Genomic DNA, 13,228 nt, shown 5'->3' on the forward strand with positions numbered 1-13,228 from the left:
CCTGATCCGAGCGCTGGGCAGGCCTTGCACCTGCATCTCCCCGCAGGAAGCGGGACGTCTTTCCTTGGACTACCAACGCACCACCGGCGAAGCGGTGTTGACCGCCGCGCCCAAGATCAACCATACCCCACCGTCGCACCGGCGGACCACTTCGGCCGATGCGGAAACCGGGAACCGGAACCTGAACATGCTTCGTGATACACAGTGGCCTTCGGAGAGGACGGGGTGGGCATGGCGGGACGGACGGAGATGCGCCGACGGGGCGAGGACAGGCGGCAGTTGGCGCAGCGACAAGGATGGACGTACGAGGACGACCGTCCCGAACTGCTGGAACGCTGGCGCGGCGCGGTCACCGGTGCGGGCTCGGGGGAGTGGGCGGCCCGGTGCGCGGTCAGCGGCACGCTGGACGGCCGCCGGGTCACCGTCTTCGACTGCGTGCACGGCGGCCGGTCCACGTCCATGTGGTCGCGGTCGCCGCAGTCCACCGTGCTCACCGTGTGCCTGGTGGAGCTGTCCGCGCCCCTGCCGCTGACCGCCGTCTCCCGGCACGGACTGGGCGTCGACACCATGGTCCCGCTGCTGAAACAACTCGTCCGGGACCGCCCCGACCGCCATCTGTACGAGATCGGCGACCCGGCCTACGACCGGACCCACGTCGTGGAGACGGCGGACCCCGAGGCCGCCGCGCGGCTACTGACGCCCGCCGTACGGGAGTTCGCGGACGACCGGGCCTGGCTGGAGTGGCGGGTGGACGGCGGACACCTGTGCCATGTGCGGCCGCCCGCGACGCACCCGCTCACGGACGACGGCGCGGACCTGTTGGAGCAACTGCGGTCACTGATCCGCCTCGCGGACCTCCTCGACCCGCGCTCGAAGGACGGCGTCCTCGACCCGCGCCCGGAGGACGATCTCCTCGACCCGGGCCCGGAGGATGACGTCCGCGACCCGGGCCCGGAGGACGGCGTCCGCGACTGTGCCTTGGCGCCGTCCGTCCGGCAGGCCGCCGCACCGCCGCGGCAGGACCCACCCGGCACCGCCCCCACCTCCAGCGCCCCCGTCTCCACCGCCTCCGGCATGTTCCGCGGGAACGCGGCGCACACCGGTGTCTTCCCCGAAGGCCGGCCGCCGTCCGGCTTCGAGCCCTGGAGCGTAGCCCTGGGCGGGGCCGTCCGCGCCGAACCCGTCGTCTGCGCGGACACCGTCCTGGTCAACTGCGCCGACGGCCACTGTTACACGCTGGACGCGGCGACGGGCGAGTCGCGCTGGCGCTTCGCGGCCCGAACCCCGCTGCTGCGCGCTCCCGCGGTCGCCGACGGGCAGGTGTTCGTCCTCGGCGAGGACGGCATCCTCCACGCGATCGGCGCGGACGACGGGCAGGAACGCTGGCAGCGGCAGGTCGGGCACTCGGCCGCCCCGGTGGTCGACGGCGGCCTGGTGTACCTGGTCCACCACCCGGCCCATCTGCTGCGCGACGCGAGCAGGCTGCGGGCGCTGGACGCGGCCACGGGCGAGCCGCGCTGGGAGTGCCCGCTGCCCGACGGCTCGGGGTCCGGTCCTGCGGTGGCGGACGGTCGGGTCCATGTGCACGGCGCGAAAGGGGCGTTGACCGCGTTCGACGCGGCGAGCGGAGAGCGGCTGTGGCACCGGGCCGGCGATGACACCCAGTTGACGTGCGGCACGCCGAGCGTCGTCGACGGCACGCTCTACGTCGGTACCGGACGGGCCGAACTCCACGCCTACGACGCGGCCACCGGCGAGCACCGCTGGGGCAGCCAGGCGGCCGGCGTGATCGACGGCACTCCGTCCGTCTCCGGCGGTCTGGTCCTCGTGGGCGACAGCCACGGTGGCGCCTACGCCTGCCGGGTCGAATCCGGCACGCCGGTATGGCATCTGCCCAGCGCCTACGGCGCCTCGTCCGTCGCGATCAGCGGTGCCTCGGCCTGGCTCGTCACCACCAAGGCGGGGCGGAAGCTGGTCAAGGTCGCACTGGCGGACGGCGCGGTGCGGTGGCGGCACACGCTGGACGGCTCCGGAACGGCTCCGGTACTCGCCGACGGCATCGTCTACGTCGGCACCGACCAGGGCACCGTGCTGGCCCTGGATGCCGACACCGGCCGCGGCCCCCGCCGCGGGCACCGGCGGCTGCCGGTCTGACGGCGCCGTGACGGCCGTGGTCGACGGCCGCCTCTTGGCCGTCACCAGCGCCGACTACGACGCCTCGCTGCACGTCTGGGACCTCACGACCGGCCGCCCGCTCTGTGACGCCCTGCGCGGCCACCGTCGCCGCGTCTCGGCCCTCGCGGTCACGACCCTGGGCGGCCGCGCCCTGGCCGTCAGCGGCGGCGAGGACTCGGTACGGGTCTGGGACCTGGCCGCGCTGCGCGAGGCTGGCCCGCCCCTGCCCGTCCCGTACGGGGTGCGTTCCCTAGCCGCCTTCCCCGGGGGCAGGTGCCTGTGTGGTGGGGATCTGTGGTGGGGCGGGCGCCCGTGTGGTGGGAACCTGTGGTGGGGCCGGTGCTTGTGTGGTGGGAACCCGTGGTAGAGCCGGTGCTTGTGTGGTGGGAACCGGAGTGGGGCGGGTCGCCGCATGTCAGCCCGCCGGGGCGCGGGCGCGTACTTGCCCTAAGAGCTCCGAACAGAATGGGCGCCCGGCGTGCGATGCCTGGCACGCACTCCCCCAGCCTTCGGCCGGGAGGTGCCCCCACGCGGCGTTGCCGAAACGCCCTAGTAGCTCTGCTACGAGGGCCTTCCGGCGCCTTGCGATCGCACGCACCAGACGCCGCACGCTGATCGGACTCCCAATCTGTTCGGAGTTCTAAGTCCGTACTGCCGGGCGGACCGTGCCTTGTGTGAGGCACGGTCCGCGACGTTTTTGCCGCCGTTCGTGCATGTTTCTCGTGCGGCGGGATACCCCGCACAGAACGGGGCCCGGGGGCGTGGTGAGGAACGTGCCCGGGACGTGTGCCGAGCGGCCCGTCGGCATCCCGGTGGACATCGCCGCGACCGACAGCCGCAGCGGTGTGACCCTCCTTCCGGGCCGCCGCGTTCTGCAAGGAGCCGAACATGACCGACGAACTCCGCGGCCACAAGGTCGCCTTCCTCGCCGCCGACGGGGTCGAGCGCGTCGAACTCGAACAGCCCCGCGGCGCCCTGCACGGCGTCGGGGCCGACACCGAGTTGCTCTCCCTCCACGACGGCGAGATCAGCGCACGTCAGAGGGACATCGATCCCGCGGGTACGTTCACGGTCGACCGGAAGGTCGCCGACGCCTCCGTAGCTGACTACGACGCGCTGGTCCTGCCCGGCGGCACCATGAACCCCGACCAGCTGCGCATGGACCCCGCCGCCGTGGCTTTCGTCAAGGCGTTCATGGAGAGCGGCAAACCGGTTGCCACGATCTGCCACGGCCCGTGGACCCTCGCCGAGGCGGACGTGCTGCGCGGGCGGCGCGTCACCTCCTGGCCCAGCATCCGCACCGACCTGCGCAACGCCGGCGCCGAGGTCCTCGACGAGGAGGTCGTCGTCGACGGGCGGCTCATCTCCAGCCGTAGCCCCAAGGACCTGCCCGCGTTCTGCAACACGGTCATCGACGAATTCGCCAAGGCCATCCGGCCGGCCTGGGATCCGACCGTGGAACACTGACGCACCCCGTGCCCCCGCCGCCGGATTCGGCGCGCCGGTTCAGCCGACCGGGGTCTCCTGCTCGCGCGGGGCCTGCTCGCCGAGCGCCTGCTCGACGGCGTCCCGCACCCGGCGTCCTCGCGCTGCTTGCGCCGGGCGGGGGAGCGGCGGGCGGTCGGATCCGTGGCGCTCGGCCCGGACCCGCTCTCGGCCGCCCTACACCCGCTGTACGAACCACACCAGCCCCGTCACGGCCACCCCCGTCGAGACCGCGCCGGTCAGCCAGAGCCCGGCCACCGGAGCCCGCCCGCGCACCACGGCCAGCAGCGGGAACACCATGGCGATGATCGCCAACTGCACCGCTTCGATGCCGACGTTGAACACCAGCAGGGACCACAGCAGGGTCCACGACCACGCCTCGTGGATGCCGAGCGCGCCCGCGAAACCGAGACCGTGCACGAGTCCGAAACCGAACACGACGGCGAGCCGGACCCAGCCCGCGCGGTCCAGCCCCAGGCGCCCGTCCGCGACGGCCTCGATCTCCGCGGCGCGGCCCCGGCGTCGTCCCATCCGCCACAGATGCCAGCCGGCCACCACGGCGATGGACAGCGCGATGACGGGCTCCACGACCCGTTCCGGCACATCGACCACACCGAGCGCGGCGAGCAGGAACGTCACCGAGTGGGCCAGGGTGAAGCTGGTGGCCGCCAGCACGATCTCACGCAGCCGCCGCGACCCGGCGATCAGCGCCAGCAGGAACAGGATGTGGTCGATGCCGCCCAGCAGATGCTCCGCACCGAGGCGGAAGAACTCCCAGAACCGTTCGTACCAGGACTGACCGAGCGAGAAGGACGGATGTGCGGCGTCGAGCGCGGCGCTGCCCGAACGCCCGCCGAGGTCATACGTGATGATCGTCTTGGTGTCGCGGACATAGCCTTCACCGTCGGGGAACAGCCCGCTGCGTACCACGGGATCGCCGCCCTTTGCGGGGCAGGCCCAGTCCAGCGTCATACGGGCGTACGGCACCCCTTCCTGCTGGCGTATCGCGAACTCGCCCCGCTGGGAAGGGGCGCAGGTCCGGCTGCCCGCGCCGACCGAGAAACGTCGGGTGACATAGCCGACCACCGATCGGGCATGGGTGTGGAGCGCCGCGGTCTGCTCCTTGGTGTCACCGGCCTCGAACGCGGCGGTTCCCGACCGGAAGAGGGGATCGTCCCGCTCGGCGTCGGCGGCCGAGACGACGAGGAGGTCGTACTCAAGTTCCAGCGTCGTCCGGATACGGCCCTCGTCGCCGACGCCGACATGGACGTACACGGTGGAGGTGAAACCGTGGGCGAGCGCCGGCTGTACGGCGCCCAGCAGGGCGGTCACCGTCGCGATGACCCCGATGACCCCGATGACGGCGCGACGGAGGTGTCGTGGCATGTGGCTCCTTCAGGTTGCCCGTGCACGCTCCACGTCGTGGGTGAACTCGTTGCGCCCCGGTGGCGAATCATGAAGAACAACCTTTCGACAAGCCCAGACCGCCGTCCTGACCGCCGTCCTGTGCCCGTCCGTGCGTCGAGGTCGTACACCCCCGCGCGGTGGTTGAGCGGACCGCCGGTCGGCCGCATGTGCTCGGCCGGATCCAGCGATCCCCGCTCTCCTGGAAGCGCGTGCGCCGGTCCGCACCTACTGCGGCAGCCGCTCGGCGCGGAGCCGACGGAAGCCGGTGCCGTGCCGCGCGCGGTCCCCGGCCGTCGGGAAACCGGAGGATCGGCCGCACCGCCTCCTCGTGGCGGACCTGGGAGCAGGTCACGCGGTCTCCGTCAGGCGGCGGACGGCGTCTTCGCCACGATGACGGTGGTGTCGGCCCGGCTCAGGGCGGTGCGCAGTTCGGCCGGGCACGGCTCGTCGGTGATCAGGGTGTCGAAGTCGCTCAGTTCGCACACGCGGTGCGCGGCGGTGCGGCCGAACTTGCTCGCGTCGGCCAGCACATAGCGGTGCGAGGCGCCCGCGAGCATGGCCCGCTTGGTGGCGACTTCGTCCAGGTGGAAGTCGGTGAGCCCGTAGGGGGCGACGCCACCGGACCCCAGGAAGACGGCGTCCGCGCGCAGATTGCCGAAGAACTCCACGGCCTGGGCGTTGGAGCAGGCGAGGTCGCCGGGCCGCAGCCGGCCGCCGCTGACCAGGACCTCGACCCGGGGGCGGGTGCTCACCTCCGCGGCCACGAGCAGGGAGGGGGTGGCGATGACCCCGGCGTGGTCGGCGGGCAGGGCGCGGGCCACTTCCAGCGCGGTGGTGCCGACGTCGATCACGACGATCTGGTTCGGCTCGATGAGCGCCGCCGCCGCCCGGCCGATGGCCTCCTTCTCGGCGCCCAGGGTTCCGCTGCGCTCGCTGAAGGACGCCTCCTCGCCGACGGGGGCCTGTGGGCTGGTGGCACCACCGTGCACCCGGGAGAGTTCACCGCGCCGCTCCAACAGCGCGAGGTCCCTGCGGACCGTTTCGTGGGAGACGCCCAGCAGTGTGGTCAGGTCGTCGGTGGTGACGAACTTGAGCCGGGCGATCTCGGAGACGATTCTGCGGTGGCGCTCGGCGGCGAGCACGACCCACCTCCCTGGACGTGTGACCGTTTCTGTGGATCCCTGACCGCATTCTACGGTCCGGTCCATGGTCCCCGCCCCCCGTATCCGGCTGGCCACCTCGCGGCTACCTCCCGCACCCCGTGGCCACCTCCTGGTCGTCACGGTTACGTGGATTCCAACCCTTGACGTCGGACGGGCAAAGGTCCACACTTCCAGTACCTTGCAGTCAATAACCCACAGGAACGGTCATGGCGAGGTCGGGCCGACCGTGGGAGATCGACCGCCACGGCCACGGCCACGCGCACCATTGCGGCCGGCCGCACCCACAGCAGACAGGTCCCCAGCAGACCCCGCTCCCGGGGCCCGCCCGCAAGCCGACAGTGTTCGGTTCGCCACGTCCACTGGCTCTCGCATCCACCGCGGGGCACTCTTGAGCAGGGAAACGAGTCATGGCAGACACAGACACAGGTCCCAAGGGATCGAGAACAGACGGCCCAGGCGCCGGTGAGTCCACGCAGCACATGGCACGAGAACTCGGCTGGTACGCCTCGTTCTCCGTAGCCTTCGGCTTCGTCTCCATCGCCACCGGCATCTTCACCACCTACGGCTCGGTGCTCGCCAGCTCCGGCCCGCGCGGCATCTGGGCCTGGCCGATCTCCGTGATCGGCCAGCTGTCCATCGCCCTCGTCTTCGGCGCCCTCGCGGCCCGCATCCCGATCAGCGGCTACTCGTACCAGTGGGTGTCGCGCATCGTGGGCCCGGTATGGGGCTGGATCATGGGCTGGATCTCGTTCGCCTTCCTGGGCGTGGTCCTGATCGCCGTGGACTACACGATCGCCTCCACCATTCTCCCGGAGCTGTTCCGCTACGTCGGCACCACACAGAACGCCTGGGTCATCACGGCCGGTGTGGTCCTGCTCCAGTCCATCCTGGTCGCCGCGTCCACGCGCGTCACCCACCGGGTCAACAACACGGCCGTGACCGTGCAACTCGTCGGGATGATCGCGCTGACCGTGCTGCTGTTCGCGGTGGGCGCCGCCACCGGCAAGCTGGACTTCGCCCACCTCTTCGACACCGGGACCATCCCGGAGAACGGCTACTACGGGCTGGGCGGCGGCACCCACGCCGGGCCCTTCGCTCTCGCCTTCCTGCTGGGCGCGTTCACCATCGTCGGATTCGAGTCGGCCGCCAACCTCGCCGAGGAGACCAAGGACCCGGCCCGGGTCATTCCCAAGGCGATGGTCCAGGCCGTGATCTCCCTGGGTGTACTGGGCTTCCTGTTCCTCGTCGCGGTCACCGCCGCGGCCGGCCGGATCGACGGGGTCGGGGCCTCGGCGACACCGGTGGCCACCGTGATCACCGCCGTGCTGGGCTCGGTGGTCGGCAAGATCCTGCTGGTCCTGGTCGTCGTCTCGATCTTCTCCTGCGGTCTGGTGATCACCCTGAGCGGCACCCGCCTGGTGTACGCGATGTCACGCGACGAGCGGTTCCCCGGCTGGCAGCTGCTGAAGCGGATCGACCGGCGCACGGCGACCCCGCTGAACGCCTCCGTGTTCATGATGCTGATCGCCCAGATCATCCTCGCGGTCTTCTCCCGCTCCACCGACGCGCTGTTCCAGCTGTTCTCCGCCGGCACCCTGCTGCCCGCCCTCATCTACGCCGGCACCGTCGCCATGTACGCGATCAAGCGGCGCTCGCTGCCCGCCTCGCAGGGGTTCTCCCTGGGCCGCTGGGAGATCCCGGTCCTCGTCGTCGCCGCCGTCTGGCTGGTGTACGAGCTGCTGATCTTCCGCGACGCCTCCTTCCGCGCCCCCTGGACCTATGTACTGGTCCTGTTCGCGATCGGCGCCGTCTACTTCGCCGGTCTGCTCGTCCGGCGCGGACGCGACGGCCTGACCATGCCCGACATGGCCGACGTCGACCGGGCACTCGACACCGCCGACACCGAGCCGAAGCCCGCCGCCGCCACGGCCGGAAAGGACGCACGATGACCGCGATCCTCGCCATCGACCAGGGCACCTCGGGTACGAAGGCCATCGTCGTCGACGACGCGCAGGGCACCGTCGCCATCGCCGAGGAGACCATCCGCCCCCGCTACCTGCCGGGCGGCGGCGTCGAACAGGACCCGCAGGAACTCCTCGACTCCGTCCTCGACGCCGGCCGCCGCGCCGTGCGGGAGGCCGGCCGCCCGATCGACTGCGTGGCCCTGGCCAACCAGGGGGAGACCGTCCTCGCCTGGGACCCGGCCACCGGAACACCCCTGACCCAGGCGATCGTGTGGCAGGACCGGCGCGCCGAAGGCATCTGCGAAGAACTCGCCGACCACGCCACGGACATCGCCCGGCGCACCGGCCTCGTCCTCGACCCGTACTTCTCCGCGCCCAAGATGGCCTGGCTGCGCCGCAACCTCACCCGCGACGGAGTGGTGACGACCACCGACACCTGGCTGGTGCACCGGCTCACCGGCGAGTTCGTCACCGACGCCACCACCGCGAGCCGCTCGCTCCTCCTCGACCTGGACACCGCGACCTGGGACCCGCAGCTCGCCGACCTGTTCGGGCTCGGCGCGGAGCGGCTGCCACGCATCGCCGCCTGCGACGAGATCGTCGGCACCACCGACGCCTTCGGCCCGCGGGTCCCGGTGGCCGGACTGGTCGTCGACCAGCAGGCCGCCCTGGTCGCCGAGGGCTGTCTGGAACCGGGCACCGCCAAGTGCACCTACGGCACCGGCGCGTTCCTGCTCGCCAACACCGGCCTGAACCCGGTGCGTTCCACCGCGGGCCTGACCACATCGGTGGCCTGGCAGGCGGCCGGACAGACCCCGTACTGCGTGGACGGACAGGTCTACACCGTCGCCTCCGCGGTGCGCTGGCTGCAGGACCTCGGCCTCGTCGAGGACGCCACCAGCCTGGACTCACTGGTCGCAGAAGACGCGGAAGGCGTCCTGTGCGTGCCCGCCTTCGCCGGCCTCGCCGCCCCCTGGTGGGCACCGCAGGCCACCGCGACCTTCACCGGCATGACGCTGGCCACCCGCCGCGAACATCTCGTCCTGGCCGTGCTCCAGGGCATCGCCGCGCAGGTCGCCGCGCTGGGCACCCTGGTCGCCGACGACCTGGGCCGGCCCCTGACCCGGCTGCGCGCGGACGGTGGACTGACCAACTCGGCCGCCCTGATGCAGGCCCAGGCCGACATCGCCCAGATCCCCGTCGACATCTACCCCCACGCGCACGCCACCCCGCTGGGCGCGGCGGCCCTGGCCCGCTGCGCCCTCGACCCCACACTCACCCTCAAGGAGGCCGTCGGCGACTGGCGGCCCACCACCGTCTACGAACCCCGCTGGTCCGCCGACCGGGCCGAGGAGTTCCGCACCACATGGGCCCAGGCCGCAACGGGCTGTGCCGCCAAGGGAGATCACTCATGACCGCCATCCCCCACCGTCCCCACGACGGCGTCTTCGACGTCGCGGTGATCGGCGGAGGCATCGTCGGCGCGGCGATCGCACGCGAGCTGTCCGGCTGCGACGTCTCCGTCGCACTGCTCGAAGCCCGTGACGACGTGGGCGACGGAACGAGCAAGGCCAACACGGCGATCCTGCACACCGGTTTCGACGCCAAACCCGGCACTCTCGAATCCCGGCTGGTCGCGCGCGGCTACCACCTGCTGAGCGCCTACGCCAAGGCCACCGGCATCCCCGTCGAGCACACCGGCGCCGTCCTGGTGGCCTGGAACGACGAGGAACTCGCCGCGCTGCCCGCCCTGAAGGAGAAGGCCGAGGCGAACGGCTACGAGCACTGCCGCATCGTCGACGCCGACGAGGTCTACCGTGCGATTCCCGACCTCGGTGAGGGCGCGCTCGGCGGACTGACCGTCCCCGACGAATCCATCATCTGCACCTGGACCACCAACCTCGCCCTGGCCACCGATGCCCGGCAGCGCGGCACCACGATCCTGCTCGACCACGCGGTGACCGGCGTCGACCATGACGACGAGACGACCGTCCTGCACACCTCGGCCGGCGATGTGCGGGCCCGCTGGGTCGTCAACGCCGCCGGTCTGGGCGCCGACCACATCGACCGGCTCTACGGTTACGACCGTTTCACCGTCACGCCCCGCCGGGGCGAGCTGTTCGTCTTCGACAAGCTCACCCGCCCCATGGTCGACAAGATCGTCCTGCCGGTGCCGACCTCCCGCGGCAAGGGCGTCCTGATCTCCCCGACCATCTACGGCAACGTCATGCTGGGCCCGACCGCCGAAGACCTCACCGACCGCACCGCCACCGGCACCTCCGAAGACGGCTTCGACTTCCTGCTCAGCAAGGGCGAACGCCTCATGCCGCGGCTGCTGGCCGAGGAGGTCACCGCCAGCTACGCGGGCCTGCGTGCCGCGATCGACCACCCCGACTACCTCATCGAGGCCACCCCCGAGCAGCGGTACCTCCTCGTCGGCGGCATCCGCTCCACCGGCCTGACCGCCGGCATCGCCATCGCCGAACACGCCCGCACCCTCCTCGAAGAGGCCGGGCTGACCCTGCGCACCCGGAGCGAGCTGCCCGACCCCCCGCAGATGCCGAACATCGGCGAGGCATTCACCCGCCCCTACCAGGACGCCGACCTCATCGCCCGCGACCCCGCCTACGGCACCATCGTCTGCTTCTGCGAACGCGTCACCGAAGGCGAGATCCGCGACGCCTGCCACGCCACGGTGCCCGCCCGCAGCCCGGAGGGGCTGCGTCGGCGCACCCGCGCCATGAACGGCCGCTGCCAGGGCTTCTTCTGCGGTGCGGCCGTCGCCGCGCTGCACGCACAGCACCAGACCCACGACGGCTGCGCCAGCCAGCACAAGGACCACCGATGACCGAGTCGCCCCTGATCACACCCGACGTCCTCGTCATCGGCGGCGGACCCGCCGGACTGACCGCCGCCGCCGAACTCGCCGACCGGGCCGCCGGCCACGTCCTCGTCGTCGACCGGGAACCGGCCGCCGGCGGTATCCCCCGGCACAGCGACCACACCGGCTACGGGCTGCGCGACCTGCACCGCGTGATGACCGGCCCCGCCTACGCCCGCCACCTCGTCCGGCAGGCCACCCGGGCCGGGGCGGAGATCCGCACCCGCACCATGGTCACCGGCTGGGCCGACGACCACACCGTCGATGTCACCAGCCCCGACGGCCGCTACCGGATCCGACCGCGGTCCATCCTGCTGGCCACGGGCGCCCGTGAACGCCCGCGTACCGCCCGCCGTATCCCCGGCGACCGCCCGCACGGCGTCTACACCACCGGCCAGCTGCAGAACCTCGTCCACCTCCACCACCAGCCCGTCGGTGAACGGGCCGTCATCGTCGGCGGTGAACTCGTCAGCTGGTCCGCGGCCATCACCCTGCGCGAAGCGGGCTGCACCCCCGCCCTGATGATCAGCCAGTACCCGAAGGCGGAGTCCTACGGCGCCTTCAACGCGGCCGGCCGCACCCTGCTGCGGGTGCCCGTCGCCACCCGCAGCCGTGTCACCCGCATCATCGGCAAGGGCCGCTGCGAGGCCGTCGAGCTGGAACACCTGGACACCGGCCGGCGGCGTACCGTCGCCTGCGACACCGTCGTCTTCACCGGCGACTGGATCCCCGACCACGAACTCTTCCGCGCGGCCGGCATCACCCTCGACGAGGGCACCCTCGGCCCGCTCACCGACACCGCACTGCGCACCAGCCGCCCCGGCGTGTTCGCCGCGGGTAACGTGCTGCACCCCGTCGACACCGCCGATGTCGCCGCCCTCGACGGCCGGCATGTCGCCGAGCAGGTCATCGGCCATCTGGACGGGCGACCCCGCCCGGCCGACGGGGTCCGGCTGGTCGCCGACGCCCCGTTCCGCTGGGTCGCCCCCCAGATCCTCCGTCCCGGTGACCCGGCGCCCGCACGGGGCCGATTGCTGCTGTGGACCGACGAGTTCGTCCGCTTCCCGCAGGTGACCGTCCGTCAGGACGGGCGGGTCCTCGCCCGCCGCACCCTCACCTGGCCGGCCGCCCCCGGCCGCGTCTTCCGCGTACCCTCCGGCCTGGTCAACGGAGTGTCACCCACCGGCGGCCCGGTCCACATCGGGCTGCGCTAGCGGAATCGGGCCGCGCTCGGGAGGAGTGGAGCGACAGCGACAGATGGCGGCGGGGTCCGGACGGGCCCCGCCGCCACTGCTGTCCGCTCCGGTCCGCCACCACGATCGGCGGTGCTCGGCGGCGGTCACCGGCCCGGGGGCGGCGCACCTGGTCCGGCTGGCCGGCCGCCCGGTCGGCGTCCCGCGGTTCGGACGGCCCGAGGCCCCGGATGCCGACGTCGAACCCGCCGACGGCGGCGGCCAGTGCGAGCCACGCCCACACGCCCAGGAGGAGCCGTAGGGGCTCGGGGAGCCGCAGCGGTCCGGGACCAGTTCCTCGACCATGCCGTCGCCACCGTAAGGGAACACGCGCCAGCGCGCAGGTCGAGGTCACCTCGCCGCGGTACGGTCGGCCGCCGGAGCCGCCGGAGCCGCCGGAGCCGCCGGAGCCGCCGGAGCCGCCGGAGCCGCCGGAGCCGCCGGAGCCGCCGGAGCCGCCGGAGCCGCATGCGGCCACATCGCCTCCGGGCAGTGCCCGCGGGGTGCGGCGGGGCCCGGTGGGCGTACGCGGGGGGCATCCGGTCGGCACGGAAGGCGCGCCAGTCGTCCCGGTCCGCACCTGGGGATCCACCTGTGGATTCGGCCGGGCGCCCGCACGCTCGCGGGCGATGACCTCCAGGCCGTCGACCACGGCTGACACGCTCACGATGGCTCCCGTCCAGGACGCCCGACACGAACCGCGGGCCACGGCAGACCCGGACAGCAGGACCCGCTTCGGTCGATCCCCTCGGGAAATGGACGGTCGACGACTTCCGCCGCGCCGATGACGATCTCGGGCGGGGCGCACACCGGATGACCGGCCCGCGGCACCGGGTCACCGTCGGCCGTCCGGCCCCGGCCGTACCGCTTTGCGCGTGCCGGGCTGTCCAACCGTGCAAGATCTCTTTACGGTGGATGCCT

The 13,228-nt window shown here is 72.3% G+C and carries 10 protein-coding genes; 7 read left to right on the forward strand and 3 right to left on the reverse strand.

Translation table 11 applies throughout. The features are described from left to right. Nucleotides 1-231: 231 nt before the first annotated feature. The 3 genes from ACWEKM_RS15045 to ACWEKM_RS15055 all read left to right on the forward strand — a co-directional run bounded on the left by ACWEKM_RS15045 (nucleotide 232) and on the right by ACWEKM_RS15055 (nucleotide 3,642). Nucleotides 232-2,154 (forward strand): outer membrane protein assembly factor BamB family protein, encoded by a 1,923-nt coding sequence (locus tag ACWEKM_RS15045; RefSeq protein ID WP_451621599.1) that lies wholly within the window; start codon nucleotides 232-234, stop codon nucleotides 2,152-2,154. A 7-nt stretch (nucleotides 2,155-2,161) separates the two neighbouring features. After that, nucleotides 2,162-2,542 (forward strand): WD40 repeat domain-containing protein, encoded by a 381-nt coding sequence (locus ACWEKM_RS15050; RefSeq protein ID WP_451621600.1) that lies wholly within the window; start codon nucleotides 2,162-2,164, stop codon nucleotides 2,540-2,542. A gap of 521 nt (nucleotides 2,543-3,063) precedes the next feature. Beyond that, nucleotides 3,064-3,642, forward strand: coding sequence for a type 1 glutamine amidotransferase domain-containing protein (locus ACWEKM_RS15055; protein ID WP_451621601.1), 579 nt, complete (start codon nucleotides 3,064-3,066; stop codon nucleotides 3,640-3,642). 195 nt (nucleotides 3,643-3,837) lie between these two features. Here the strand turns inward: ACWEKM_RS15055 and ACWEKM_RS15060 are convergent, their stop codons facing one another. Both ACWEKM_RS15060 and ACWEKM_RS15065 read right to left on the reverse strand, forming a co-directional pair. Beyond that, nucleotides 3,838-5,046, reverse strand: coding sequence for a HupE/UreJ family protein (locus ACWEKM_RS15060; RefSeq protein ID WP_451621602.1), 1,209 nt, complete (start codon nucleotides 5,044-5,046; stop codon nucleotides 3,838-3,840). A gap of 383 nt (nucleotides 5,047-5,429) precedes the next feature. Continuing rightward, nucleotides 5,430-6,209 (reverse strand): DeoR/GlpR family DNA-binding transcription regulator, encoded by a 780-nt coding sequence (locus ACWEKM_RS15065; protein WP_451621603.1) that lies wholly within the window; start codon nucleotides 6,207-6,209, stop codon nucleotides 5,430-5,432. A 428-nt stretch (nucleotides 6,210-6,637) separates the two neighbouring features. Here ACWEKM_RS15065 and ACWEKM_RS15070 point away from each other — a divergent pair, with 428 nt between their 5' ends. Genes ACWEKM_RS15070 through ACWEKM_RS15085 form a run of 4 tightly spaced genes read left to right on the forward strand, consistent with a single transcriptional unit; the run spans nucleotide 6,638 to nucleotide 12,289 of the window. After that, on the forward strand, nucleotides 6,638-8,179 hold the full coding sequence (locus ACWEKM_RS15070; RefSeq protein WP_451621604.1) for an APC family permease: 1,542 nt from the start codon (nucleotides 6,638-6,640) through the stop codon (nucleotides 8,177-8,179). Next, nucleotides 8,176-9,609, forward strand: a complete 1,434-nt coding sequence (locus tag ACWEKM_RS15075; protein WP_451621605.1) for an FGGY family carbohydrate kinase — start codon at nucleotides 8,176-8,178, stop codon at nucleotides 9,607-9,609. Before ACWEKM_RS15070 ends, ACWEKM_RS15075 begins: the two co-directional genes overlap by 4 nt. Continuing rightward, nucleotides 9,606-11,042, forward strand: a complete 1,437-nt coding sequence (locus ACWEKM_RS15080; RefSeq protein WP_451621606.1) for an FAD-dependent oxidoreductase — start codon at nucleotides 9,606-9,608, stop codon at nucleotides 11,040-11,042. The genes ACWEKM_RS15075 and ACWEKM_RS15080 overlap by 4 nt, the downstream gene beginning before the upstream one ends. Beyond that, nucleotides 11,039-12,289 carry an NAD(P)/FAD-dependent oxidoreductase gene (locus ACWEKM_RS15085; RefSeq protein WP_451621607.1) on the forward strand — a complete coding sequence of 417 codons (1,251 nt, stop codon included), beginning with the start codon at nucleotides 11,039-11,041 and terminating at the stop codon, nucleotides 12,287-12,289. Before ACWEKM_RS15080 ends, ACWEKM_RS15085 begins: the two co-directional genes overlap by 4 nt. On the opposite strand, the gene ACWEKM_RS15090 is transcribed toward ACWEKM_RS15085, so the two are convergent. Beyond that, nucleotides 12,240-12,974 (reverse strand): hypothetical protein, encoded by a 735-nt coding sequence (locus ACWEKM_RS15090; protein WP_451621608.1) that lies wholly within the window; start codon nucleotides 12,972-12,974, stop codon nucleotides 12,240-12,242. The two genes, ACWEKM_RS15085 and ACWEKM_RS15090, sit on opposite strands and share 50 nt — an antisense overlap. Between the last annotated feature and the right edge of the window lie 254 nt (nucleotides 12,975-13,228).

This window comes from Streptomyces sp. NPDC004752 (genome assembly GCF_053601275.1).